Source organism: Klenkia terrae, from assembly GCF_900491935.1.
Lineage (GTDB): Bacteria > Actinomycetota > Actinomycetes > Mycobacteriales > Geodermatophilaceae > Klenkia > Klenkia terrae.
On the sequence record NZ_UEXK01000004.1, the window covers coordinates 254,225 to 278,116 of the forward strand.

The window sequence follows — 23,892 nt, forward strand, 5'->3', positions numbered from 1 at the left end:
CCCCACCCCCGCCTGACCTCCACCCCCGGCCCGAACCGGGGGCGGTGAGGTGGGACGACGACGAGGACCCGCTCCCTCGGGGAGCGGGTCCTCGTCGTGCGTGCGGCTGGGCCGCGGGCGGCTACTGGTCGTAGCGGCGGCGGAAGCGCTCTTCCAGACGGTCCTTCAGCGGCTGCTTGCGGGCCTTGGCGGCGCCGCGGCCACCGGCCTTGGCCGGTCCGCTGGGCGCGGGGCCCGTCTCGACGGCGCCGGTGGCGTGCTTGTAGTTCAGCACCCCGAGCCCGGCACCGGCCAGCATGACCAGGAACCCGGCCACACCCAGCGGGACGGACGGCAGCGCCGCACCGCCCACGAGGAGGGCGAGTCCGACGACGACGAGCAGGGCACCGAGCTGGAGCTTCCGGCGCGCAGCCTTGCGACGGTCGCCGGTACGGACCTGGGAAGCGAACTTCGGGTCGTCGTCGACGAGCGCGCGCTCGATCTGCTCCAGCAACTTCTGCTCGTGCTCGGAGAGCGGCACGACGACCTCCTGAGGTCCACCTTCGGTACCGCCGGTGGCGAGTCGCCGGCGGTGCACCTGAGGATACGAGTCCGCGCCGGGGTGCGAAAGGCGAGTCGCCCCCCGACACGGGGATGGCTTGTGCGGATCACCCGTCCGGGATCCCCGCCACCGGGTGAACGCCCCGGCAGGGGTGGACGTTCCCGGTGCCCGGGGGCTTCACACCTGCGGGTCGGCGGGTCGGCCGCGGCTCCGCTCCACGCGCGGGGCGGGCCGGGAGCGCCCGGTGACGCCGTCCCGGTGCAGGAGGGTGGCCGGGCGCACCGCACCGGCCCCGAACCGGCGGGCGGCCCGGTCGGCGGCCAGCTCGACGTCGCGGCGGCCGTGCTCGCGGGCGCCGAGCACCAGCTGGGTGGGGGTGGTGCCGGTGTCGGCCAGCCGCTCGGCCCGCACGCCGACCAGGCGGATGCGCACCCGGTCCAGGCCGAGGGCGTCGAACAGGCCGCGCGCGGTCTCGTAGAGCTCCTGGCCCACGTCGCTGGGCACCGGCAGCGTGCGAGAGCGGGTGATGGTGGTGAAGTCGGCGAAGCGCACCTTGAGGCTGACCGTGCGGGCCAGCCACCCCGCCGACCGCAGCCGCCCGGCCACCCGCTCGGACAGGTGCAGCAGCTCGCGGTGGATGAGCACCGGGTCGGCCACGTCGACGCCGAAGGTCTCCTCGGCGCCGGTGGACTTCTCCGGCTCGTCGGGCACCACCCGACGCGGGTCCCGGCCGTGGGCCAGCTCCTGCAGGTGCCGCCCGGCGCCCTGGCCGACGGCCCGCTCCAGGGCGCCGGCCGGGGCGCGGGCGAGGTCGCCCACGGTCCGCAGCCCCAGCGACAGCAGCACCTGCTCGGTCTTCGGGCCCACCCCCCACAGCGCGCCCACCGGCAGCGGGTGCAGGAAGTCCAGCACCTCGCCCGGCCGCACGACGAGCAGGCCGTCGGGCTTGCTCCGGGTCGAGGCGACCTTGGCCACGAACTTGGTGGGCGCCACCCCGACCGAGCAGGTGATGCCCTGCTCCTCGTGGATCCGGGCCCGCACCAGCTCGGCCACGGCCACCGCGTCGCCCAGCCGGCGGCCGGCCCCGGAGACGTCGAGGAACGCCTCGTCCAGGGACAACGGCTCGACCAGCGGGGTGATCGACCGGAACACCGCCATCACCCCGCGGGAGACCTCCGAGAACAGCGCCAGGTCACCGGGGACGACGACCGCGGTCGGGCACAGCCGCAGCGCCCGCGCGGTGGGCATCGCGCTGTGCACGCCGAATGCCCGGGCCTCGTAGGTGGCCGAGGTGACCACGCCCCGGCCGCCGGCACCGCCGACGATGACCGGCCGGCCGACCAGCGACGGGTCCTCGCGGACGGCGACGCTGGCGAAGAAGGCGTCCATGTCCACGTGCAGCACCCGGCAGCCCCGCGCGCGGTCCATCCACCACCCCATCGACGTCGAACACGTGTTCGACAGCCTAGCCGGTCACTCCCCCGCCAGCCGGTCCAGGTCGGTGCCGAACCCGCCGCGCGCCCGGGGGTGCCGCCGGGCCGAGGTCACCACCGGGGACGACGGCGTCCGCAGCACGGTGCGGCCGGCCAAGGCCAGGGCACCGACCAGGGCGGCGTCCTCGGAGACCGCCAGCGGCGGGAAGCCGCCGACGGCCAGGTACGCATCGCCCCGAACACCCAGGTTGGCCCCGTGCACGTGCGGGTGCACCGCGCCGGGGCCGTCGGCGCGCCACCGGTCGTACTCCTGCGCGAAGGCCGCGGCGACGTGCGGCGGGTGGCCGGTCCAGTCCCGGACCTGCACCAGCCCGAGGACGGCGTCCACCCCCGACTCGGCGGCCGCCCGCTGCAGGGCGAGCCAGCCCGCGGGCACCACGCTGTCGGCGTCGGTGCTGGCCAGCCAGACCCGGTGCGGGGGCACCCCGGCCGCGGCCGCCTCGGCCAGCACCGCAAGCGAACCGGCGTGCCGCGCGTCGCCCACCGTCTCGCCGTGGGCCTCGACCACCACCGCGCCGGCGGCGGCCGCCACCGCCGCGGTCGCGTCGGTGCACCGGTGGGCCACCACGACCACCCGGACGGCGACGCCGGCCAGCTCGGGGTCGGCCGCGGCCACGGCGAGCGCGGCCAGGCAGGCGGGCAGCACGCCGGCCTCGTCCCGCGCCGGCACCACGACGCCCAGCAGCTCGGGGATCACCAGAGGTCCTCCGCGGCCGCGACCGACGCCGCGCGCACGTCGCCGGCCGGGGCCCGGACCCAGCAGTCCATGAGCAGGTCCGGCTCCTCGTGCGCGGCCACGCGCGGCCAGTCCAGGGCGGCGCGCAGGGCGGCGTGGACGGCGTCCCCGGTCTGCGGGTAGTCGGCCACCGGGTGCCGCCAGTGCACGGCCAGCAGCGTCCCGCCGGGGCGCACCGCCGTCTGCACCTGGTCCAGCAGGCCGGCCAGGTCGGGCGGGGACAGGTAGTAGAGGACCTCGGAGAGCACCAGCAGGTCGACCGGGGGCAGCGGGTCGCCGGGCACCACCCGCTGCTCCACCTGCACGCCGGGGTTGCGCTGCGCGGCGCGGGCGACCGCGGCGGCGCTGGCGTCCCAGGCGGTCAGCCGGTCGCAGCGCGGGGCGAGCGCGGCGGTCAGCTCCCCGACCGAGCAGCCGACCTCGAGCCCCTCGGGGTACCGCTCGCGGGGCAGCACGGCCGTGGTCAGGGCGTACTTGCGCCGCTCGTACCAGCGGCTGCGCATCGACCACGGATCGTCCGCGGCGCGGTACATCTGGTCGAAGTAGGACGGCGGCAGGGTCACCAGAGCACCTCGTGGTCGCGGTCGGCGTGGGCCAGGAACTCCGGCGGCAGCACCGCGGGGTCGGGCCCCAGCGGGTGCACCTGGGTGGTGAAGCAGGCGATCGCGGCCTGCTTGGCGGCGCGGACCGACGGCGGCAGCGGGACCGCCTGCGCCCGGTGCCACGGCACCCGCGGGTCGTCGGGGACCGCCCAGTGCCAGGTCCAGACCGGGTACTGCAGGACCGGGACGCCGAGCCGGGCGGCCGCGGCGAGGGTCGCGCGGCCCACCGCCTCGTGGTCGGGGTGGCCGTCGCCGGTCCAGGTGGTGAGGACGGCGTCCGCACCTGCCAGCTGCGCCCCCAGCGCGAGGGCCAGCTCGTCCTCGTGCGCGGCGACGGCGGAGTCGGGCAGGCCGAGGCGGGTGGTGGTGGCCCCGGCCCCCAGGGCGGCCGACGCACACGCGGACTCCGCCACCCGGGCCGCGGCGAGCTCGGCCGGGCCGAGCACCGGGTTGCCGGGGTGGCTGGCCTCGCCGTCGGTCACCGCCACGAGGTGCAGCTGCACGCCGGCCCCGGCGAGCAGGGCCATCGTGCCGCCGACGCCGAGCACCTCGTCGTCGGGGTGCGCCGCGCAGACCACCACCCGGCGCCAGGTCGGGTCGGGGACCCAGCCGGGCCAGGGTTGCGGCAGCCAGGCGGCCCAGGTCTCCTCGGAGGTGGCGTCGGGCCGGTGGCCGGCCGCGGGCGCGCTCACCGGGCCGCCCGCAGGGGCTCGGCGAGGGCCGCCAGGTCGCGGTCGCCGTGGTGCTGGCGCAGGTAGACCTCGAGGTCGGCGCGGTGCGCCGCCCGGGGTCCGTCGTGGGCGGCCGGACCGGCACCCAGGGCCCGCCCGACCACGGCCAGCACCTCCAGCCCGGTGCGGGCGGCCAGCCCGCGGACCCGGTGCGCCCGGAGCGCGGCGGTGCCCGCCCGGTCGGCGGGGTCGGCGTCCACCTCGGCGGCGGCGACGGCCAGGGCGGCGTCCACCGCGTGCAGGGCGCCGTCCACCTGCCCCCAGGCCGCGTCCCGGTGCGGGTCGGCGCCGGCCGCGACCGCCTCGGCCAACGGCGCGGCGACCCCGTGCGCGCCGCCGGCCCAGACCGCGGCGACCCCGATGCCGCCGTGCCAGAACCCCGGCCGGTCCAGGTAGGCCCGCGGCCCGCCGAGCGCGGCGGCGGGGACGTCGTCGAGCTCGACGTCGGCGGTGTCGCTGCCGACCATGGCCGGGGTCGCCCAGCGGCCCGGGCGCGGCGTCGCGCCGGGCGCGGTCAGGTCGACCAGGAACAGCCGTCGGCCGTCCTCGGCGTGCGCGGTGACCAGCGCCGAGGTGCACGAGCGAGCCCCGGAGCACCACTGCTTGGTGCCGGTCAGCACCCACCCGCCGTCCGTGCGGCGGGCCTCGACCCGGCCGGCCGGGGGCTCGGCGGCCCAGACCCCCAGCCGCTCCCCCGCGGCCGGTGCGGGGCAGCCCAGCTCGGCGAGGATCGCGACGGCGTCGGCGTGGCCCTCGGCCAACCGGGCCAGCGGCAGGTCCCGCTCGCCGAGGTCGCGGAGGGCGGCCCAGCGCTGCGCGGTGCGGCCTGCCCCCGGCAGCGGCGGGGACCACCCGTCGTCGAGCAGGCGGGTCAGTGCGGCGGCGGTCCGGGCGATGCTTTCACCCGGCCGCTCGATGGCGGTCACCGGCGCCAGCTACCCGGGACCCGGGGGATCCGAACCGGATGTGTAGCCCGACGATCTTCGCGGTACTGCAGCGACGAGACCGCCGACCGGCGGTCGCACGACGAGCTGATGGAGGAATCGTGGCGTTCGATGACGACGACATGACCAGCACCGAGGGCCCCGCGGACAGCGGCGCCGGCGAGGGCACCCCGGGCCAGCACGACGGCGGTGCCGACGGCGGCGCCGAGGGCCCCGCGGACAGCGGTGCCGGCGAGGGCACCCCGGGTCAGTCCGACGGTGGCGCGGACGGGTCGGCCTGAGCACCATCCCGACCTCGCAGGGCCGGGCGGAGGACACCCTCCGCCCGGCCCTGCGGCGCTGCGTGGGCGTGGACCCCGACGTCTTCGCCGCGGCGTACTGGTCCCGCCGTCCCCTGCTGACCAGCGCCGCCGACCTGGGGCGTGACTTCTCCGACCTGCTGACGCTGGCCGACGTCGACGAGCTGCTCTCCGTCCGCGGCCTGCGCACCCCCTTCCTCCGGATCGCCAAGGACGGCGCCGTCGTGGAGCCCCGGCGGTTCACCGGCTCCGGCGGGGCCGGTGCCGAGGTGGCCGACCAGGTGTCCTCGGACTCCGTGCTCCGGCTGTTCAGCGAGGGCTCGACCGTCGTCCTGCAGGGCCTGCACCGGCTCTGGCCGCCGCTGATCGCCTTCGCCGACGCGCTGGCCGCCGAGCTCGGCCACCCCACCCAGGTCAACGCCTACATCACCCCGCCGTCCTCGCGCGGGTTCTCCCCGCACTACGACGTGCACGACGTCTTCGTGCTGCAGGTGGCCGGCGAGAAGCACTGGACCATCCACGAGCCGGTGCTGGCCGACCCGCTGCGCACCCAGCCGTGGGGCGACCGGGCCGAGGCCGTCGCCGCCCGCGCGCAGGAGGCGCCGGTCATCGACGCCGTGCTGCGCCCCGGCGACGCGCTCTACCTGCCCCGGGGCTACCTGCACTCCGCCGTCGCGCTGGGCGAGATCAGCGCCCACCTGACCATCGGCGTGCACAACGTCACCCGGTGGGGCGCGGTGGAGTCCGCGCTGGACCTGGTCCGGACGCTGGCCACCGACGACCCCGCCCTGCGCACCTCGCTGCCGCTGGGCGTCGACCTGACCGCACCCGGCACCACGACCGAGGACGTCGCCGCGGTGCTCGCCGGGCTGCACGCCGCCCTGGACCGGGTGGACCCGGCGGCGGTGGCCGACCGGCTGCGCTCCCGGACCTGGGCGCAGGTGCGCCCCGAGCCGGTGGCCCCGCTGGCCCAGGCGACCGCGGCCGCCGCGCTGACCACCGACACCGTGCTCCGGGTGCGCCCGCGGCTGCGGCTGCAGCTGCGCGACGTCGTGGGCGACGAGGTCGTCCTGGTCGCCGGCCGGCAGCACCGCACGTTCCCCGCGGCGCAGCGGCCGGCCCTGGCCGAGCTGCTGGCCGCCGGCGAGCTGAAGGTCGGCGACCTGCCCGGCCTGCCCGCCGCCGAGCAGTGCGAGCTGGCCCGCCGGCTGGTCGTCGAGTCGGTGGCGGTGGTCCCGGACGCGCAGCCTGTGCACCATGGAGGGGATGAGCGCGGAACAGGTGCCTGAGACGGCACCGGAGGACCCCTTCTGCCAGGACCCCGACCCGCGCACCTACCCGTCGGGCCGGCTCGACGCCGGCCGCTGCTCGGTGCAGGCGCTGCTGGCCGGGGACTCCCCCGTGGCGACCGCGCCGCCCGCGCGCCGGTGGCTGCTGGTCGAGCAGCCCGGGCCGTGGGGGCGCGACGCGCTGCTGCAGTCCCGGTTCGACGCCGACGTGGCGCCCCGGCTCGCCCAGCGCGCCCGAGAGGCCGGGCTGCGCATCCAGATGGTCCGCCGGCCCGGTGAGCGGCTGGCCGACTCCGGCGGCCGGTGGGCGGTGGCCGACGTCCTCGCCCCGTGGGTCCGGTGGTCCACCCGCGCCACCGACGCCGAGCTGCTCGACGTCCCGCTGGACGGGTCGGTCGGCGTGCAGTCCGACGGCCCGACCTTCCTGGTCTGCACGCACGGCGGGCACGACGCCTGCTGCGCGGTCCGCGGGCGCCCGCTGGCCCGCTCGCTCGCCGGCGACGTGTGGGAGACCAGCCACCTCGGCGGGGACCGGTTCGCCGCCAACGTGCTGGCGCTGCCCACCGGCCACCTCTACGGGCAGGTGCCCGAGGACGGCGGTGGGCTGGTCGAGGCGCACGGCCGCGGCGAGGTCGTGCTCGGCATGCTGCGCGGCCGCGCCGGGCTCACCCCCGTCGCGCAGGCCGCCCAGCAGTTCGCCCGGGTCGAGCTCGGGCTCGTGGGCGTGGCCGACCTGCCGGTGACCGCGGTGCGGTCGGTGCCCGACGCCGCCGAGGGCACCGAGCGCTGGGCGGTCGTGCTCACCGGTCCCGACGGCGACGTGCCGGTCCTGCTGGAGAGCCGGCTGTCCGCCGAGCCCCGGCGGTTGACCTGCTCGGCGCTGCGACCGGGCCGGTTCCGGACCTGGCACCCGCTCGCGGTGGGCTCCGTCCCGGTGGGCTCCGTCTAGATCGGCTCCGTCTAGAGCTCGGCCTCCGCGCGCACCCGCCGGGACGGCGAGAAGACCTGCAGGTCCAGGAAGTCCGGCGGGTCGGCGATGCCCGGGCCGCCGTCGGCTACCCACTGCAGGACGTCGCCGGTGGTCTCGTCGTCCAGGATGCCGCCCAGCCACACCGGGCGGGCGCCGGCGGCGCGGCCGGCCGGGCTCGGGCTGACCACCACCACGTTGGACCGCTCGCAGGCGTCCAGGCAGTCCACCACCCGCACCCGGGCGGCACCGCGCTGGAACGCCGTCAGCTGGGCCCGGTGGTCGGTGCCGGGGTGCTTCTCGGCGCGGCCGCAGCAGCAGCCCCGGCAGACGGTCAGGGTCGGGCCGCTCACAGCGCGCTGCCCCGGGCCACCAGCAGCGGGATCGCCAGCTCGGTCGGGGTGAGCGAGCCGTGGTAGGCGGCGAGCATCGAGGGCACCTTCTCCTGCCGGGTGGCGGTGAGGGCCCACGTGCCGCGGGCCAGGGAGACGACGTCGCCGATCCGGGCGGCTAGCGCGTCCTCGACCGGGCCGAACACCCCGCTGGCGACGGCCTCGTCCCGGCTGACCACCCAGGCGCGGTCGCCCAACTCGGCCCGCCAGGCGGCGAGGACGTCGTCGGCGGCACCGTCGACCGCGTGCACGTAGCGCGCCCGGGGCTCCCCGGCCAGCAGCCGGACGCCGGCGGTCAGCGCGGGGGTCGCGTCGATGTCCAGCCGGGTGTCGTCGGGGACGTCGAGCATGCCGTGGTCGGCGGTGACCAGCAGCGCCGCGTCGTCGGGCAGGCCGTCGAGCAGCTGGGCCACCATCAGGTCGACGTGGGCCAGCTGCTGGCGCCAGCTCGGTGAGTCCACCCCGCGCACGTGCCCGGTCAGGTCGAGCTCGGCGTGGTAGCCGTAGACCAGCGCGCGGTCGGTGGCCGCCAGCGAGTGGCCCAGCACCGCGGCCAGGTCACCCGGGCTGACCGCCGGCGCGTAGCGGGCACCGCGGTAGGCCGCTCGGGTCAGCCCCGAGCCGGCGTAGGCGTAGGGCCCGACCACGGTGGCGGGCACGTCGGCGGCGGCCACCCGCTGGAAGACCGTCGGCTGCGCCTGCCAGGTGGTCGGGTCGGGGTCGTCGGTCCACTGCGTGTGGGTCAGCGCCCGGTCCTGCCCGGGGACGTCGGTGACGAAGCCGAGCACGCCGTGGCTGCCCGGCGGCAGGCCGGTGCCCAGGCTGGTCAGGCTGACAGGGGTGGTGCTCGGGCACGGCGCCTGCAGGTCGCCCAGCGGGCCGGACAGCGCCGTCAGCGTGGGCGCGAGGTCGGGGTGGGCCCGCACCAGGTCGGCACCCAGCCCGTCGACGAGGAGGACGGCGACCCGGCGGGCGCCGCGGAGCACCTCGGTGAGCCCGAGCGGGTCGGGACCGCCGACGCCCAGGCAGGCGGCCACCGACGGCAGCACGTCGGCCAGCGTGGTGGCGCCGTAGGCGGGCCGGCGCAGGTCGTCGGGCAGCATGTCGGGCCGGGTCACGACTGCTCGGCACCCCGGGTGGCGATGACGTGCAGCCCGGTGGCGACGTCCCGGTAGGGCGAGACCCCGGCCAGCTCGAGCTCCAGGCGCCGCAGCGCGTCCGGGTCGGCCCCCGACGTGGACTCCAGCAGGTCGGCCACCACCGACACCCCGCGCCACTCGCCGGCCTGCAGCCCGGCGGCTCGGACCAGCTCCAGCAGCTCGTCGGGGGCGAAGCGGCGGCGGCCCGGCCGGGTGCGCGAGCGCGCCGGCGCCGGGTCACGGTCACCGAGCAGGGCCCGGGCCTCGACGGGGTGCCCGCCCAGTGCGCGGGCCAGCACCGCGCCGGCCCGGTTGGCCGCGGTGACGCTCAGCCGGCCGCCGGGGCGCAGCACCGCGGCGATGCCGGCCAGCGTCGCGGCCGGGTCGTCGACGACCTCGAGGACGGCGTGCACCAGCACCAGGTCGTAGCCCCCGTCGGGGCCGCCGTCGGGGCCACGCACGGCGCCGAGCTGGTCGGCGTCGCCCTGCACGCCGTGCACCGACCCGCCCACCCCGGCGAGGTCCGCCCGGCGGCGCAGGGTGGCCAGCGCGTCGGCCGAGGTGTCCACCACGGTGACCGTGTGGCCCAGCTGGGCCAGCGGGACGGCGAACACCCCGGCACCGCCGCCGACGTCGAGCACCTGGAGCGGGCCGGCGCCGACGACCGGGTCCAGCGCGGCCCAGACCNGACCAGGTGCCCTACTTCGGCACGCTGGGCGGTGTCGCGGTCGTGCTGGGCGTGGTGCTGGCGCTGGCCACGCCGGTCATCCGGAGGTTGATGTCCGGGGTGCGCTGAGCACGGGCCGGGGAGTCAGCGGCCATCTCCTGCGCGGTGGCGAACAGGTCGGCGGTGAACGGGGTGCCCTCGCCCGCGTGGCTGTCGGCGTGGTGCGCGGTGATCAGCAGGGTGCCGCCGGGGGCGACGGCGGCGGCCAGCTTGCGGTGGAAGTCGGCGAGCTCGGACCGGGGGAACTGCAGGAAGGAGGCGGTGACCAGGTCGTAGGCACCGGCCGGCGGCGCCCAGTCGCCGCGGCCGTCGGCCTGCTCCCAGGTGACGGCGTCGGCGACGCCCGCGGCCTCGCCGGCCTGCCGCGCCCGCTCCAGCGCCACCGGCGACACGTCGGAGCCGGTCACCTGCCAGCCCTGGCCGGCCAACCAGATCGCGTCGCCGCCCTCGCCGCAGCCGACGTCCAGCGCCCGGCCGGGGGTGAGGTCGGCGGCGGTCTCGACCAGCCGCTGGTTGGCGTTGCCCGACCAGATCGGCCGCTCCCGGTAGCGGTCGTCCCAGAAGCGCTCGGTGAACCACTCGGCCGGGTCGGTCTCCTGCCAGGCGGCCACCCGGTCGGCGCTGCCGTGGTCGTGGCCGTGGTCGTGCCCGTGGTCGTGGGCCCGGCCGTGCTGGTGGCCGTCGGCCTGGCCGTGCTGGGGGTTGTGCTGGTCCTGGGGGTGCTCGGTCGCCATGCACCGACCCTCGACCAGCCGCACCGCCGGGGCAAGCATCCGTGCCGGAACGGCAACACCCACGCCCGGTCAGACGCGGCGCAGCGGGGTCACCTGCCCGGGAGGGGCCGGCCGGGCCGCCTCGACCGACACCGGGCGGCCCAGGGTGACCTCGACGACGGCCAGGAACGCCCCGGCGTCCCGGACCAGGTCATCGGCCTCGCGCTCGGTGACCGCCGACGACAGACCTGCCTCCGCGGCGGCCCGCTTGGCCGCGCCGGCGGCGAAGAAGGAGGCCCACTCCCCCAGCTCCGGGGCGACCTGCCCGATCAGCACCCACGCGCTGCGCGGGCGGCGGCGCCCCGCCTCGGGCCGGGTCCGCGCGGCGAGCACGGCGGCCGCCCCGCGCAGCGCGGCCAGGTGCGCCGTGGCGTAGCGCCAGCCCGCGTCGCGGCAGACCGCCGCCTCGGCGAGGCCACGGTGGGCCTGGCCCAGCAGCTGCGACGCCGCCGGCGGCAGCGGCGGGGTGAGCTCGAGCTGGGCCGGGGAGAACACCCGCACGGCGCCCATCAGTCGTGCACCCGGACCAGGCGCCAGCAGTTGCCGGCCGGCTCCCACGACAGGTCGAACACCCCGGCGAACGTGCTGCGGGACCGCCCGGACCGCACCGCCTCGACCCGCCACACCTGGCACGGGCCCGCCGCCGCGGGACCGTCCTGCTCCACCCACGGTCCGGCGGCCGGACCGGCCTCCGTCCAGTGCTCGATCAGCTCGCCCACCTCGTACCGACCCTGACCGCGCCAGAACCGGACCGGCCCGGCGACGCCCCGCTCGACCTGCACCCGCTCCCCGGTCCGACCCCCTGCGCCCACCAGCACCACGCTCATCCCCGGCCTCCGCACTCCCCGTCCCGCGACCGGCACCCCCGCCGGCCGTTCGAACGCACGTTCGAACACGTCGAGAACACCATGCGGGCCGACCGCCGTCAAGGCGACACCCGAACACCTGTTCCCCTGCATGCGGAGCAGTCGACCACCGACCACCGACAGTCCCGGCCGACGCCTCCCCCGACTGTCCGACCCGGGCCCTACCGTGCGGCCCGTGACCGTCGACCACCTCGCCTCCCTGCGACAGGGCACCGCCGCGCTCGCCGAGCTGCTGGCCCGCGCCGACCTGACCGTGCCAGTGCCGTCCTGCCCGGGGTGGTCGCTGGCCGAGCTCGGCCGGCACACCGGCGCGGTCCACCACTGGGCCCGGGCGGCGCTGTCCACCGACGGCCCCCCCGCACTGCCCCCGGGTCCCGCCGACGACCGCGACGTCCCGGGCGCCTACGCCGACGCGGCCACTGCTCTGCTGGACGCCCTGGCCACCACCCCGGCCGACCAGCCGTGCTGGACGCTGGACCGCGCCGACCGCACCGCGGCGTTCTGGGCCCGTCGGCAGGCGCACGAGGTCGCGCTGCACCACTGGGACGCGCGGGCGGCGCTGCACCGGCCGGCCTCCATCGACCCCGCCACGGCCCTGGACGGCATCGACGAGGTGCTGGGCATGTTCCTGCCGCGGCAGGTCCGGCTGGACCGGCTCCCGGCCACCGCGGACGTCGTCCACCCGGTGCCGGCCGAGTCCGGCGCGGTCCTGCCGGTCGGCTCCGGGGACCTCGCGGGCGCCCCGGTGGGCGCCGTCGCCGGGCCGGCCGAGGCCCTGCTGCTCCTGCTCTGGCGGCGGACCGACGTGTCCGACGACCGGCTGCAGCTGCGGGGCGACCGGGCCGCCGTCGCCGCCACCCTGGACCGGCCGCTGACCCCCTGAGCCGCCGGGTGGCGTGCACACCCGCCGATCCGGGAGGAGACTCGTTGCACGTGGCAACCACGACCTCGACGACCTCGCCCGGCGAGGCGACCTTCCTGGGCCAGCCGCGCGGCCTCGCGCACCTGTTCGGCGTGGAGATGTGGGAGCGGTTCAGCTTCTACGGCATGCAGGCTATCCTGCTGTACTACCTCTCCTACTCCGTGGCCGACGGCGGGCTGGGCATCACCACCTCGACGGCGGCCAGCATCGTCGGCGCCTACGGCGGCACGGTCTACCTGTCCAAGATCGTCGGCGGCTGGGTCGCCGACCGGGTGCTGGGCCCGGAGCGGGTGCTCTTCTGGTCTGCCGTCGTCGTCATGGCCGGCCACGTGGCGCTCGCCCTGCTCCCGGGCCTGGCCGGGGTCGGCGTCGGGCTGGTGCTCATCGCGCTGGGCAGCGGCGGGGTCAAGGCTACCGCGACCACCCTGGTCGGCCTGCTCTACACCGCCGACGACGTCCGCCGCGACGCCGGGTTCTCCGTGTTCTACCTGGGCATCAACCTCGGCGCCCTGGCCGGGCCGCTGCTGACCGGGCTGGCCCAGTCCGCCGTCGGCTTCCACCTGGGCTTCGGGCTGGCCGCGGTCGGCATGGCCGCGGGGCTGGCCCAGTACGCCTGGGGCCGGCGCGGGCTGGACGGCACCGGCCGCCAGGTCCCGTCCCCGCTGCCGCCCGCCGAGCGGACCCGCTGGGTCGTCGGCGCCGTCGTGGCCGCGCTGGCGGTCGTCGGGCTGGCGGTGGCCGGGGTGGTCCGCGCCGACCGGCTGGCCACGATCGTGGTGTGGGTCTGCGTCGTGGTGTCGGTGGGCTACTTCGCCCAGCTGCTGCGCAGCGCGCAGGTCGACCGGACCGAGCGCCGGCGGGTGCTCGCCTTCATCCCGATGTTCGTGGCCAGCGTGGCCTTCTGGTCGCTGTACCAGCAGCAGTCCACCGTGGTGGCCCTCTACGCCGACACCCAGCTCGACCGGGACCTGTTCGGCTGGACGGTGCCGGCCTCGTGGGTGCAGTCGATCAACCCGGTCTTCATCATCGCGCTGTCCGGGGTCTTCGCGGCGCTGTGGACCCGGCTGGGCCCCCGGCAGCCCTCCACCCCGGTCAAGTTCGCCGCCGGGACGGCGATCATGGGTGTCGCGTTCCTGCTCTTCCTGCCGATGGCCGGGGCCGGCCCGGGCGGCGCGCCGCTGCTGGGCCTGGTCGGCGTCCTGCTGGTGTTCACCGTGGCCGAGCTGCTGCTGTCCCCCGTCGGGCTGTCGCTGTCGACGAAGCTGGCACCGGCGGCCTACCGGACCCAGATGGTGGCGCTGTGGTTCCTGTCCACCGCGATCGGCACCTCGCTGGCCGGGGTGTTCGCCGGGGCGTACGACCCGGCGGACCAGGTGCCCTACTTCGGCACGCTGGGCGGTGTCGCGGTCGTGCTGGGCGTGGTGCTGGCGCTGGCCACGCCGGTCATCCGGAGGTTGATGTCCGGGGTGCGCTGAGCACGGGCCGGGGAGTCAGCGGCCACCGCGCCGCCCGGCCCGGGCGGCGAACCCGTCCAGCGCGTCCAGCACCTCCCGGGCCTGCCACATCCGGTTGCGCCGCCGGCCGGTGAACTCGGTGACCACCCCGGCGGCCAGCAGCGGCGCCAGCGCCCGGACGACGTTCTGCGCCGGCACCCCGAGCTCCCGGGTGACGGCCGCGGCGTCGACCACGGGCTGGCGGACCAGCAGGTCGGCGATCCGCCAGGCGGCGGCGTCCGAGCGGGCCCGCACGACGTCGTCCCAGCCGGCGCGGACGCCGCGCAGCTCCTCGACCAGCTGGGTGGCGTTGGTGATCGCGGTCAGGGTGCCGCGGGTGAACGCCTCGACCACCGTCTCCAGCTCGCCGCGCCGGTAGGCGGTCAGCGCGTCGAAGTAGCCCTCGACGTCGACCAGCAGGCCGGCCGAGACCGGCACGGTGACCGCCCGGGTGACCCCGTGGTGGCGGAGCAGGCAGTGCACCAGCGCCCGGCCGGCGCGGCCGTTGCCGTCCGGGAACGGGTGGATGGTCTCGAACTGGGCGTGCGCGACCGCGGCCAGCACCACCGGCGCGATGTCGGTGCGGACGGCGAACCGGGTGACGTCGGCGACCAGGCCGGGCACGTCCTGCGCCACCGGGGCGACGTACTCGGCCTGGTGCGGGCCGTAGGACGTGCCGCCCACCCACACCTGCTCGCTGCGCCACCGGCCGGCGATGCCGGGCTCGGTGTCGCGCAGCAGCGCGTCGTGCATCGCCAGCACGGCCGCCGGCGACGGGGCCTCGGCCAGGTCCAGCGCGGCCCGCATGGCCGCGACGTTGCCGACGACGGCCTCCGCGTTGCGGGTGGACGGCGACCCCAGCTCGGCGACCGCGATCGCCCGGGCCCCGCTGGTCAGCTGCTCGATGCGGGAGGACGACGCGGACTCCGTGCGCAGCAGGACCGCGGCGAACGGTGCGACCTCGGACCCCATCCGGGTGTCGAACCGGGCGATCTCGGCGGCCGCGTCCTCGGCGGCCCGGAGCACGGCGGCCCCCACCTGCGGCGTCCGCCCGGCGATCTCCGGGACGACGGCGGCGCGGTAGGGCCCGGTGTGCCGCAGCCGGACCGCCCGCGGCACCACGTCCTCGGGCAGCCCGGGGCGCCAGGGCACCTCGCGGGTCCCGATCGCCGGCCAGTCGGGGGCAGCTGCGCTCACCCGGCGATCTTATCCTCACTTGTGCCACTATGTGCGAACAAGAGCGGAGCCTGCCCTCAGGACGGGTGGGTGCGACGATCAGCGGCGTGACGTCGTCCGAGCACCCGATGGTGGCCCACGTGCAGCAGGTCCTCCGCGACGCCGGCGCGACCGGCGAGGTCCGGCACCTCGCCGACGCCGCGCCCACAGCGCAGGCCGCCGCCGACCAGCTCGGCGTCCCCGTCGGCGCGATCGCCAACAGCCTGGTGTTCGACGTCGGCGGCTCCCCGGTGCTGGTGCTGACCAGCGGTGCGCACCGGGTGGACACCGCCAAGGTGGCCGCCCTCCTCGGCGTGCCCGAGCTGACCAAGGCCACCGCGGCCTTCGTCCGGGAGCACACCGGGCAGGCGATCGGCGGGGTCGCCCCGGTCGGCCACCCGGAGCCGATCGGCACGCTGGTCGACATCACCCTGGCCCGGCACGAGCAGGTGTGGGCCGCGGCCGGCCACCCGCACACCGTCTTCCCCACCACCTACGACGAGCTGCTGCGGATCACCGCCGGCACCGCCGCCGAGGTCGACGCCGGCTGACCGACGGCGCCGGTGGACCGGTGGGATGATCGGAGCCATGCCGTCCGTGGACCCCGCAGCACCCGCAGCATGAGCGCACCGACCACCCGGGTGACCGAGCTGCCCACCCCCTGGATGCGTGAGCACCTGCACGAGGCGCTGGCCGTCTACGGCCTGGCCATGGGCTACGGGGACTCCGTGGTGGCCGGCCGGTACGGCTACGCCGTCCAGCACACCGAGCGCCAGGGCTTCCGCGCGGTCGGTGCCTTCGCCGAGGGCCCGGACGGCGAGACCCTCGTCGGGTTCGGCTACGGCTACCTCGTCGCCCCGGGCCAGTGGTGGCACGACCAGGTCAAGCACGCCCTGGACCGGCGGACCGCCAAGCGCTGGCTCCCCGGCGGGTTCGAGGTCTGCGAGCTGCACGTGCACCCCGAGCACCAGAGCAAGGGCCTGGGTCGGCAGCTGCTGCACGCGCTGGGGGCCGCCCTGCCGCCCCCGGCCGCGCTGCGGTCCACCCCGGACGCCGACACCAAGGCCTCCCGGCTGTCCCGGGCCGACGGCTTCGTCGACCTCGCGCGCAACCCCCACTTCCCCGGCGACGCACGACCCTTCGCCATCCTCGGGGCCCGCCTGCCCCTCGGGTCGGCCGCCGAGTGACCGACGCCGTCGTCGTCGGGTCGGGCCACAACGGGCTGGTCGCCGCCTGCCACCTGGCCGTCGCCGGGCTCTCGGTCGAGGTGGTCGAGGCCGACGAGGTGCTCGGCGGAGCGGTCTCCACGGTGGAGCGCTGGCCGGGGGTCCGGGTCGACCGGGGCTCCAGCGCGCACGTGATCATCCGGCACTCGGGCATCGTCGAGGAGCTGGACCTGGCCGCCCACGGCCTGCGCTACGTCGACTGCGACCCGTGGGGCTTCGCCCCGGCTCCCGAGCCCGGCAGCGACGGGCCCGACGGCCGACCCCTGGTCTTCTCCGTGGACCTCGACGCCACCTGCGCCTCGATCGAGGCCGCCTGCGGACCGGCCGACGCCGCGGCCTACCGGCGGTTCGTCGAGGTGTGGGGCCCGCGCAGCGCGCAGGTCGTGCAGGCCTTCGGCGACCGGCCGAGCCCGGCCCGGCTGGTCCGGCACCTGTGGCCGTTGGGCGCCCCGGCCAAGGGCCGCCCGCGCACCCCCGGCGGCGAGCTCGCCACCGACTTCCTGGGCTCCGGCGACGCGCTGCTGGACAAGTGGTTCGGCAGCGAGCGACTCAGGGCCGCCCTGGCCTGGTTCGGCGCGCGGTCCGGCCCGCCGATGTCCGAACCGGGGACGGCGGCGATGGTGGGCTGGGCAGCGCTGCTGCACACCACCCCGCCCGGTCACCCGGTCGGCGGCTCGGGCGGGCTGACCGCGGCGCTGCGGCGCAAGCTCGAGGCGCACGGCGGCCGGGTCACCCTCGGCGACGGCGCGGCCGAGCTGCTGGTGTCCGAGGGGAAGGTGGCCGGCGTGGTCACCGCGTCCGGACGCCGCATCGAGGCGCCGACCGTGGTCGCCGCCTGCCACGTCGGGGCGACCCGGGCCTTCGTCGGCGAGCACGCGCCGCCGGCCCTGCGCGACGCCGACCCGCCGCTGGGCAACGGCTTCGGCCTGGTGGTGCGCTGCCTGACCGACGCCCTGCCCAGCTACCCCGGGGTGTCCCAGGCCGAGTCGTTGCAGGGACTGCAACTGCTGTGCACCGACCGCGCCGTGCTGGCCCGGGCGCACGGCGACTGGCAGGCCGGCGACCTCCCCCGTGAGCCGGTCCCGCTGGCGATGAGCTTCTCGGCCAGCGACGACACCCTCGCCCCGCCCGGTCAGCACGTGGTCACGATCTGGGGCCAGTGGTACCCCTACCGGCTGGCCGACGGCTCCGACTGGACGGCGATCGCCGACGCAGAGGCCGCCCGGCTGGTGGCGTCGGTCGACCGGTTCGCCCCCGGCTTCGCCGACTCGGTGCAGCGGCTGTACGTCCAGACCCCCCTGCTGCTCGAGCAGGAGCTCCGGCTCCCCCGCGGCAACGTCATGCACGTGGAGATGTCGCTGGCATCGATGTTCGCGTTCCGGCCCACCCCGGAGCTCTCCGGCCACCGGGTGCCCGGCCTGCCCGGCCTGTACCTGACCGGCGCCTCGACGCACCCCGGCGGCGGGGTCAGCGGCAACAGCGGCCGGACGGCGGCCCGGGTGGTCCTCGCCGACCGCGGACGCCGGGCCCGGGCGGTGCGCCGCCTGCTGCGCCGGTGAGCCGGTCGTGACCCGGGTCCTGCCCTGGGCGCTGACCGGGCTGCTGCTGGCCACCGCGATCGCCTACCCGCTGACCGCCGGCGCGGCCCGGGACGCGGTCAGCTGGTCCATCGTGCTGCTGGGTGCTGCGCTGGCCGTCGTCCACGCCTCGCTGTCCCGGCGGCTGGGGCTGGCGGTGTTGGGCACGGTCGCGCTGGCCTCGGTGGTCTTCGAGTCCGTCGGGCTGGCCACCGGGTTCCCCTACGGCAGCTACACCTACAGCGACGCCCTGGGCCCCACGCTGCTCGGCGTGCCGTTCCTGGTGCCGCTGGCCTGGCTGATGATGGCTTGGCCGAGCTGGCTGCTGGCCCACCGGCTGGTGCCCGGGTCGAGGATCGGCCGGATCGCGGTGGCCGCCTACGTGTTCGCCGCCTGGGACGTCGTCCTGGACCCCCAGCTGGTGCAGGCCGGGTACTGGACCTGGGCGCACCCGAGCCCCGGGCTGCCCGGCATCGACACCGTGCCGCTGACCAACCTGGCCGGCTGGCTGCTGGCCGGCGTCGTCCTCATGACCGCGCTGGACCTGCTGGCCGCCCGGCGCACCCCGACCCTCCCCGACCACGCGCCCCTGCTGGCGCTGGCCTGGATGACCCTGGGCGGCGCGCTGGCCCACGTCGGCTGGCTGGGCCTGCCCGGCTCGGCGGCCTGGGGCGTCGTCCTGGCGCTGCCGGTGCTGGTCGCCCTGGGGCTCCGCCACCGCGGTGCGGCCGCCCGCCGCCGGGCGCGCGCCGTCGCATGACCACCCGGACCCGGGGCCGCCGCGGGGTGGGCCGGCAGGTGCTGCGCGGGCTGGTGGCGGTCGACGTCGCGCTCGCGGTGCACGCAGCCGTCAACGGCGCGCTGCTGCGGACGCCGGCCGCGGACCCGCCGGCCACCGACGACCGGGTGCGGGTGGTGGTGCCCGCCCGGGACGAGGCGCACCAGATCGGCGGGTGCCTGGACGCCCCCGCCGCGCAGACCGGCGTCGCCCACCTGCAGGTCGTCGTGGTCGACGACGGCTCGACCGACAGCACGGCCGACCTCGCCCGGGACCGCGGCGCCACGGTGCTGCCCGCCGACCCGCCGCGGGACGGGTGGCTCGGGAAGCCGAACGCGTGCGCGCAGGGTGCCGCCGGCGCCGCGGACGTCGACGTGCTGGTCTTCGTCGACGCCGACGTCCGGCTGGCCCCGCACGCGGTCGCGGCCGCCGTCCACCTGCTCCGGGCGCACGACCTGGACCTGGTGAGCCCCTGGCCGCGGCAGCTCGCGGTCACCCCGGCCGAGCGGCTGGTGCAGCCGCTGCAGCAGTGGCTGTGGGCCACCCTGCTGCCGCTGCGCGCGGCGGAGCGCTCGCCGCGGCCGAGCCTGGCCGCGGCCAACGGGCAGTTCCTGGTGGTCGACCGGGCCGCGTACGAGCGGGCCGGTGGGCACGGCGCCGTCCGCGACGAGGTGCTGGAGGACATCGCGCTGCTGCGGGCGGTGAAGCGGGCCGGCGGGCGGGGCGTCGTGGTCGACGGGTCGACGCTGGCCGCGACCCGGATGTACGAGGACTGGCCGGCGCTGGCCGCCGGGTACGAGAAGTCGCTGTGGGCGGCGCTGGGCGGCTCCCCGGCGGGCAGCCTGGCCGCGGCGGCCGCACTCACCGCGCTGCACGTCGTCCCCCCGCTGACCGGCACGCGGGCCGGGCTGGTCGGCTACCTGGCCGGGGTGGCCGGGCGGGCGGTGACCGCGCGCCGCACCGGCGGGCGGGTCTGGCCCGACAGCCTGGCGCACCCGCTGGGGGTGGCCGTGCTCGACCTGCTCGTCGTCCGGTCGGTGCTGGGGAGGCACCGCGGCACCCTGCGGTGGCGGGGCCGCACACTGGGTCGGTGACCGCACACGAGCGCACCCGCTTCGACCCCGCCGAGCTGGGCCCCAAGGCCTTCTACCGGGTGCTGAACTCCGTCGTCGTCCCCCGGCCCATCGCCTGGGTCTGCACCCGGTCGGCCGAGGGCGTGCACAACCTGGCCCCGCACTCCTTCTACACCGTGGCCTGCGTGGACCCGCCGATCGTGCAGTTCACCAGCGTCGGCCGCAAGGACAGCCTGAACAACGTCGAGGCCACCGGGGAGTTCACGGTCAGCGTGACGCCCGAGGACCTCTTCGAGCAGGTCAACGCCACCGGCACCGACTTCCCGCCCGGCCACGACGAGGCCGAGCACACCGGCGTCGTCCTCGAGGACAGCGACGTGGTGGGCACCAAGCGGGTCGCCCAGAGCCCGGTCTCGCTGGAGTGCACGCTGCACTCGACCCTGTCGCTGGGTGACTCCACGATCGTCTTCGGCCGGGTGGTGGCCGTCAGCGCGTGGAGCGACGTCGTCCGCGACGGCCGGCCGCGCATCGAGGGCCTGCGCCCGCTGGCCCGGCTGGGCGGCAACGAGTGGTCGACCATCGGCGAGCTCAAGGAGATCGCCCGGATCCCGTTCAGCCGGTGGGCCGAGGATCCCTCGATCGGTCAGGCGCTGCGCGGGGACTGAGGCACGTGCGGGGCCACCTCGTCGGCGGCGTCGGCACCGAAGGCCAGCGCGAACCGCTCCAGGAAGGACTCCCGGGGCAGGTCGTACTCCTGGGTGCCGATGACCTCGACGGCGGCGGTGGCCACGGCCGACCCCACCTGGGTCGCCCGCTCCACGCCCAGGCCCCACTGGCGGGCGGCGACGAAGCCGGCGCGCAGCGCGTCGCCGCCGCCGGTGGGCTCCACCGGCTTGGTCTCCGGGACCGCGATGACCTCGATCGTCTCGCCGTCGCGCTGCTCGACGCGCACGCCGTTGGCGGCGCGGGTGGTCACCCAGGTGCCCACCCGGCCCAGCACGTCGGCGTGGCTCCAGCCGGTCTTCTGCTTGAGCAGCGCGGCCTCGTACTCGTTGGTGAACAGCAGGTCGGCGCCGTCGACCAGGGTGCGGATCATCTCGCCGTCGGCCCACGCGAGCTGCTGGGAGGGGTCGGCCAGGAACGGGTAGCCGCGGTCCCGGCACTCCTGGGTGTGCCGCACCATCGCGGTCGGGTCGTTCGGGCCGACGATCACCAGGTCGGGCGCACCCACCCGGGCGGCCACCGGGGCCAGCTCGATCTCCGAGGCCTCGGCCATCGCGCCCGAGTAGAAGGAGGCGATCTGGTTGTTGGTCGCGTCGGTGGTGCAGGTGAAGCGGGCGGTGTGCTTGACCTCCGACCAGCGGATCGAGGCGGTGTCCACGCCGTGCCCACGCAGCCAGGCCTCGTACTCGTCGAAGTCGCTGCCCACGGCGCCGACCAGCACCGGACCCAGCCCGAGCAGGCCCATGCCGTAGGCCATGTTGGCGCCGGCGCCGCCGCGGTGCTGCACCAGGTCGTCGACCAGGAAGGACAGCGACACGTTCTCCATCTGCCCCTCGACGAACTGCTCGGCGAACTTGCCCGGGAAGGTCATGAGGTGGTCGGTGGCGATCGAACCGGTCACGACGACGGACACGGTGGGGCTCCAGGGGGGTTCGACAGGCAGGACCCGGCGTTCGAGGTGGACGTCGCCGGTGGTTCACCCGAGCGTAACGGCCTGCTCAGCCCAGGGCGCGGCGCAGCTGGAGCCCGAGCTGGCCGGTGCCCACCACGCCCAGCAGCGTCCCGACGGCCGCGCCGACGGTGACCACGAGGTCGGCGGCGCCGAGCGCGGACACCACCCCGGCCCCGCCCAGCACCATGCCGACCATCGCCACCCGGGTGGGTCGCTCCCACACCGAGATGGCGCCGGTCTCGTCGACCCCGGCCTGCCCGGCCCGGGCCCGCAGGTAGTCGGGGAACCAGCACAGCGCGCCGAAGGCGACGGCCAGCCAGGCCGGTGCGCCGGCTGCCCACAGCGCGACCGCGTAGGCCACCTCGGTGAGCCGGTCGACGGCGGAGTCCAGCACGAACCCCCGCCGGGACGCCCGCCCGCCGGCGATGGCCAGGGCGCCGTCCAGGGAGTCCAGCAGCCCCGACAGCCCGACCAGGACGCCGGCCGCGACCAGCCACACGCCACCCGCGGCGGCCGGTCCCACCGCGGCGGCGGCGACCACCAGGCCCAGCGCGGTCACCGCCAGCGGGGACACCCGGGCCAGCGGGCGGGCCAGGGTGTGCGCGATGGTCAACCAGCCGCGCACCACGGCGGAGGTCCGCGGGTCGGTCCCCCCGTGCCACTGTGACCAGGCTGTGAAGTACTCCTCCCGGGTCAGGAACGGCGGCATGGGCCCAGTCCACCAGGGACAGTGGAGGAATGCTCGCCGGCCTCTCCCCCGCCCGTCGCCGTCTGGTGCTCGGGCTGCTCGCCGCCCTCGTCGTCGGCGTGCTGGCCGTGGTCGGCGCGGTGCTGGTCCCCCGGCTCACCGCCACCACCCCGGCACCGGTCAGCCAGGCCGAGCCCGGCCCGGTCCTGCTGGTCCCGGGCTACGGCGGGTCGACCACGGGCCTGCAGACGCTGGCCGACGCGCTCACCGCGGTCGGCCGGGACGCCGAGGTGGTGCCGCTGCCCGGGGACGGCACCGGTGACATGCGGGAGTCCGCCGCCGTCCTGGGCGACGCGGTGGACGCCGCACTGGCCCGCACGGGCGCGGACAGCGTCGACGTCGTCGGGTACTCCGCCGGCGGGGTGGTCGCCCGGCTGTGGGCCGCCGACGGCGGGGCCGACCAGGCGCGGCGGATCCTCACCCTGGGCTCCCCGCACCACGGGACGACGGTGGCCGACCTGGGCGCCACCCTGGCCCCCGGCGAGTGCCCGGAGGCCTGCCGGCAGCTGACCACGAGCAGCGACCTGCTGCGGCAGCTCAACGCCGGCGACGAGACCCCGGCCGGACCCACCTGGGTCTCCGTGTGGACCGACGTCGACGCCACCGTCACCCCGCCGGACTCCGCCTCGCTGGACGGCGCGCTGGACCTCACCGTGCAGTCGGTGTGCGCCGACAGCCGGGTCGGGCACGGCCAGCTGCCCAGCGACCCGCTGGTGCAGGGCATCGTCGTCGCCGAGCTGGCGGCGGGGCAGCCGGTCGACCTGGGGCCGGCCGACTGCGCCCGCCTGTCCTCCTGACGCCCGCCCGGACCTCAGCGCCCCAGCGCGGCGCGGATCCGGGCGACGGCGATCGGGCCGACCCCGTGCAGGGCCAGCAGGTCGGCCTCCGGGACGGCGGCGACCGCCTCCAGCGTCGTGAGCCCCGCCGCCCGCAGCGCCCGGGTGGCCGGTGCGCCCACGCTGGGCAGCGGCGTGCCCGCCGGCGGCGCGGCCCGCTCCGGCACGGGTGACCCGGCGGCCCGCAGCGCGGCGTCGACCACCGCGGCGCCGCGGGTCGACAGCCGGTAGCCGATGTCCAGGGACTCGGTGAGGCCGAGCTCCTTGAGCTTGCGGACGTCCCGCTTGAACTCCGCGGTCGGCCGGCCCAGCTCGTCGGCCAGCTCGGGTGCCCGGCGCTCCGGGTGCGCGTCCACGATCGTCAGCGTGGCCGCCGTCCAGGGGCCGTTCGACGAGGCGCGGTCCAGCCGGTCCAGCCGCGCCTGCAGGTCCGCGACCTCCTCGGCGCTGGGCGGGGTGCGGCGCAGCACGGCCCGCGGGTCCTCGCCGGCGAAGCGGACGCCGACCCGGAACACCGGCCGGTCCGGGTTCGCGGCCAGCCCGCGCTGCAGGGCGGCGAGGTCGGTCGCCCCGGCGCGGCGGGCGTCGTCCTCGGTCAGCCCGTCGGGGTCCACCTGGTCGACCGAGGTGACCTCGACCAACCCCACCCGGGTGCGCATGCGGGTGCCCACCAGCAGCCGCGGCCGCTCCCACCGCCGGAACGCCAGGTCGATCCGACCCGCCACGACCTCGTCCAGTTCGACCGGGCTGATCCGCACGGCCAGAGGATAGGGGTCTTCCGGTGGCGGTCCGGCCTCGTCCCGAGGCTCGCGGCGAGCGTGCTCGTCGTGAGGAGGACGTGGTCCTTCCC

The 23,892-nt window shown here is 77.1% G+C and carries 29 protein-coding genes (1 of these 29 running past the window's edge); 13 read left to right on the forward strand and 16 right to left on the reverse strand.

The window, feature by feature from the left end:
• On the forward strand, positions 1 to 48 hold the end of the coding sequence (locus LFA75_RS01410; protein ID WP_455428470.1) for a transglutaminase family protein. It extends 2,211 nt beyond the left edge of the window; 48 of the gene's 2,259 nt are visible here — the last part of the coding sequence; its start codon lies off the left edge, out of view; it ends in the stop codon at positions 46 to 48.
• A gap of 73 nt (positions 49 to 121) precedes the next feature.
• On the opposite strand, the gene LFA75_RS01415 is transcribed toward LFA75_RS01410, so the two are convergent.
• The 6 genes from LFA75_RS01415 to LFA75_RS01440 all read right to left on the reverse strand — a co-directional run bounded on the left by LFA75_RS01415 (position 122) and on the right by LFA75_RS01440 (position 5,029).
• Complete coding sequence (locus tag LFA75_RS01415; RefSeq protein WP_225231991.1) at positions 122 to 520, reverse strand: DUF3040 domain-containing protein; 399 nt, start codon at positions 518 to 520, stop codon at positions 122 to 124.
• A 198-nt stretch (positions 521 to 718) separates the two neighbouring features.
• Positions 719 to 1,969, reverse strand: a complete 1,251-nt coding sequence (dinB, locus tag LFA75_RS01420; RefSeq protein WP_225231992.1) for a DNA polymerase IV — start codon at positions 1,967 to 1,969, stop codon at positions 719 to 721.
• Between the two features lie 45 nt (positions 1,970 to 2,014).
• A complete protein-coding gene (locus LFA75_RS01425) occupies positions 2,015 to 2,731 on the reverse strand; it encodes a glycosyltransferase (RefSeq protein ID WP_225231993.1) in 717 nt (238 codons plus the stop codon).
• The gene (locus LFA75_RS01430) at positions 2,728 to 3,333 is read right to left on the reverse strand and encodes an SAM-dependent methyltransferase (protein WP_225231994.1); all 606 of its coding nucleotides are present in this window, start codon (positions 3,331 to 3,333) and stop codon (positions 2,728 to 2,730) included. The genes LFA75_RS01425 and LFA75_RS01430 overlap by 4 nt, the downstream gene beginning before the upstream one ends.
• Positions 3,330 to 4,064, reverse strand: a complete 735-nt coding sequence (locus tag LFA75_RS01435; RefSeq protein WP_225231995.1) for a PIG-L deacetylase family protein — start codon at positions 4,062 to 4,064, stop codon at positions 3,330 to 3,332. Before LFA75_RS01435 ends, LFA75_RS01430 begins: the two co-directional genes overlap by 4 nt.
• Entirely contained in the window at positions 4,061 to 5,029 is a 969-nt protein-coding gene (locus tag LFA75_RS01440) for an acyl-CoA dehydrogenase family protein (protein WP_225231996.1), read from the reverse strand. The genes LFA75_RS01435 and LFA75_RS01440 overlap by 4 nt, the downstream gene beginning before the upstream one ends.
• 119 nt (positions 5,030 to 5,148) lie before the next feature.
• Between LFA75_RS01440 and LFA75_RS01445 the strand changes: the two genes are divergently transcribed.
• The 3 genes from LFA75_RS01445 to LFA75_RS01455 all read left to right on the forward strand — a co-directional run bounded on the left by LFA75_RS01445 (position 5,149) and on the right by LFA75_RS01455 (position 7,584).
• The gene (locus LFA75_RS01445; protein WP_225231997.1) at positions 5,149 to 5,328 is read left to right on the forward strand and encodes a hypothetical protein; all 180 of its coding nucleotides are present in this window, start codon (positions 5,149 to 5,151) and stop codon (positions 5,326 to 5,328) included.
• A gap of 68 nt (positions 5,329 to 5,396) precedes the next feature.
• Positions 5,397 to 6,635, forward strand: coding sequence for a cupin domain-containing protein (locus tag LFA75_RS01450; protein WP_225231998.1), 1,239 nt, complete (start codon positions 5,397 to 5,399; stop codon positions 6,633 to 6,635).
• Positions 6,613 to 7,584 carry a sucrase ferredoxin gene (locus LFA75_RS01455; protein ID WP_225231999.1) on the forward strand — a complete coding sequence of 324 codons (972 nt, stop codon included), beginning with the start codon at positions 6,613 to 6,615 and terminating at the stop codon, positions 7,582 to 7,584. The genes LFA75_RS01450 and LFA75_RS01455 overlap by 23 nt, the downstream gene beginning before the upstream one ends.
• A gap of 11 nt (positions 7,585 to 7,595) precedes the next feature.
• Here LFA75_RS01455 and LFA75_RS01460 read toward each other — a convergent pair whose 3' ends face one another.
• The 6 genes from LFA75_RS01460 to LFA75_RS01485 all read right to left on the reverse strand — a co-directional run bounded on the left by LFA75_RS01460 (position 7,596) and on the right by LFA75_RS01485 (position 11,460).
• Positions 7,596 to 7,955 (reverse strand): hypothetical protein, encoded by a 360-nt coding sequence (locus LFA75_RS01460; RefSeq protein ID WP_225232000.1) that lies wholly within the window; start codon positions 7,953 to 7,955, stop codon positions 7,596 to 7,598.
• A complete protein-coding gene (locus tag LFA75_RS01465; RefSeq protein WP_225232001.1) occupies positions 7,952 to 9,112 on the reverse strand; it encodes an alkaline phosphatase family protein in 1,161 nt (386 codons plus the stop codon). The genes LFA75_RS01460 and LFA75_RS01465 overlap by 4 nt, the downstream gene beginning before the upstream one ends.
• The gene (locus LFA75_RS01470; RefSeq protein WP_225232002.1) at positions 9,109 to 9,774 is read right to left on the reverse strand and encodes a class I SAM-dependent methyltransferase; all 666 of its coding nucleotides are present in this window, start codon (positions 9,772 to 9,774) and stop codon (positions 9,109 to 9,111) included. The genes LFA75_RS01465 and LFA75_RS01470 overlap by 4 nt, the downstream gene beginning before the upstream one ends.
• A 58-nt stretch (positions 9,775 to 9,832) precedes the next feature.
• Entirely contained in the window at positions 9,833 to 10,594 is a 762-nt protein-coding gene (locus LFA75_RS01475) for an SAM-dependent methyltransferase (protein WP_225232003.1), read from the reverse strand.
• A 69-nt stretch (positions 10,595 to 10,663) separates the two neighbouring features.
• Positions 10,664 to 11,143 carry an SAV_6107 family HEPN domain-containing protein gene (locus LFA75_RS01480; RefSeq protein WP_225232004.1) on the reverse strand — a complete coding sequence of 160 codons (480 nt, stop codon included), beginning with the start codon at positions 11,141 to 11,143 and terminating at the stop codon, positions 10,664 to 10,666.
• Positions 11,143 to 11,460 carry a hypothetical protein gene (locus LFA75_RS01485; protein ID WP_225232005.1) on the reverse strand — a complete coding sequence of 106 codons (318 nt, stop codon included), beginning with the start codon at positions 11,458 to 11,460 and terminating at the stop codon, positions 11,143 to 11,145. The genes LFA75_RS01480 and LFA75_RS01485 overlap by 1 nt, the downstream gene beginning before the upstream one ends.
• A gap of 214 nt (positions 11,461 to 11,674) precedes the next feature.
• Here LFA75_RS01485 and LFA75_RS01490 point away from each other — a divergent pair, with 214 nt between their 5' ends.
• Positions 11,675 to 12,382 carry a maleylpyruvate isomerase family mycothiol-dependent enzyme gene (locus LFA75_RS01490; RefSeq protein ID WP_225232006.1) on the forward strand — a complete coding sequence of 236 codons (708 nt, stop codon included), beginning with the start codon at positions 11,675 to 11,677 and terminating at the stop codon, positions 12,380 to 12,382.
• A 50-nt stretch (positions 12,383 to 12,432) separates the two neighbouring features.
• Positions 12,433 to 13,896 carry a peptide MFS transporter gene (locus LFA75_RS01495; protein ID WP_225232007.1) on the forward strand — a complete coding sequence of 488 codons (1,464 nt, stop codon included), beginning with the start codon at positions 12,433 to 12,435 and terminating at the stop codon, positions 13,894 to 13,896.
• 15 nt (positions 13,897 to 13,911) lie between these two features.
• Here the strand turns inward: LFA75_RS01495 and LFA75_RS01500 are convergent, their stop codons facing one another.
• Positions 13,912 to 15,111, reverse strand: coding sequence for a Fic family protein (locus tag LFA75_RS01500; protein WP_225232008.1), 1,200 nt, complete (start codon positions 15,109 to 15,111; stop codon positions 13,912 to 13,914).
• An 86-nt stretch (positions 15,112 to 15,197) separates the two neighbouring features.
• Here LFA75_RS01500 and LFA75_RS01505 point away from each other — a divergent pair, with 86 nt between their 5' ends.
• From LFA75_RS01505 to LFA75_RS01530, 6 genes are all read left to right on the forward strand, one after another.
• A complete protein-coding gene (locus LFA75_RS01505) occupies positions 15,198 to 15,680 on the forward strand; it encodes a YbaK/EbsC family protein (protein WP_225232009.1) in 483 nt (160 codons plus the stop codon).
• A 69-nt stretch (positions 15,681 to 15,749) separates the two neighbouring features.
• Positions 15,750 to 16,316, forward strand: coding sequence for a GNAT family N-acetyltransferase (locus tag LFA75_RS01510; protein WP_225232010.1), 567 nt, complete (start codon positions 15,750 to 15,752; stop codon positions 16,314 to 16,316).
• Positions 16,313 to 17,914, forward strand: coding sequence for a phytoene desaturase family protein (locus tag LFA75_RS01515; protein ID WP_225232011.1), 1,602 nt, complete (start codon positions 16,313 to 16,315; stop codon positions 17,912 to 17,914). Before LFA75_RS01510 ends, LFA75_RS01515 begins: the two co-directional genes overlap by 4 nt.
• A 7-nt stretch (positions 17,915 to 17,921) precedes the next feature.
• Positions 17,922 to 18,692 carry a carotenoid biosynthesis protein gene (locus LFA75_RS01520; protein ID WP_225232012.1) on the forward strand — a complete coding sequence of 257 codons (771 nt, stop codon included), beginning with the start codon at positions 17,922 to 17,924 and terminating at the stop codon, positions 18,690 to 18,692.
• Positions 18,689 to 19,804: a glycosyltransferase gene (locus tag LFA75_RS01525; RefSeq protein ID WP_225232013.1), complete on the forward strand. Its 1,116-nt coding sequence runs from the start codon at positions 18,689 to 18,691 to the stop codon at positions 19,802 to 19,804. Before LFA75_RS01520 ends, LFA75_RS01525 begins: the two co-directional genes overlap by 4 nt.
• Positions 19,801 to 20,448, forward strand: a complete 648-nt coding sequence (locus tag LFA75_RS01530) for a flavin reductase family protein (RefSeq protein WP_225232014.1) — start codon at positions 19,801 to 19,803, stop codon at positions 20,446 to 20,448. The genes LFA75_RS01525 and LFA75_RS01530 overlap by 4 nt, the downstream gene beginning before the upstream one ends.
• Here LFA75_RS01530 and LFA75_RS01535 read toward each other — a convergent pair.
• Together LFA75_RS01535 and LFA75_RS01540 are read right to left on the reverse strand one after the other, a co-directional pair.
• Entirely contained in the window at positions 20,427 to 21,407 is a 981-nt protein-coding gene (locus LFA75_RS01535) for a carbohydrate kinase family protein (RefSeq protein ID WP_225232015.1), read from the reverse strand. The genes LFA75_RS01530 and LFA75_RS01535 overlap by 22 nt on opposite strands.
• 97 nt (positions 21,408 to 21,504) lie before the next feature.
• Positions 21,505 to 22,167 carry a CDP-alcohol phosphatidyltransferase family protein gene (locus LFA75_RS01540; protein ID WP_225232016.1) on the reverse strand — a complete coding sequence of 221 codons (663 nt, stop codon included), beginning with the start codon at positions 22,165 to 22,167 and terminating at the stop codon, positions 21,505 to 21,507.
• 29 nt (positions 22,168 to 22,196) lie between these two features.
• Here LFA75_RS01540 and LFA75_RS01545 point away from each other — a divergent pair, with 29 nt between their 5' ends.
• Positions 22,197 to 23,003, forward strand: coding sequence for a lipase family alpha/beta hydrolase (locus LFA75_RS01545; RefSeq protein ID WP_225232017.1), 807 nt, complete (start codon positions 22,197 to 22,199; stop codon positions 23,001 to 23,003).
• 14 nt (positions 23,004 to 23,017) lie between these two features.
• Here the strand turns inward: LFA75_RS01545 and LFA75_RS01550 are convergent, their stop codons facing one another.
• Entirely contained in the window at positions 23,018 to 23,800 is a 783-nt protein-coding gene (locus LFA75_RS01550; protein ID WP_225232018.1) for a hypothetical protein, read from the reverse strand.
• Positions 23,801 to 23,892: the final 92 nt, after the last annotated feature.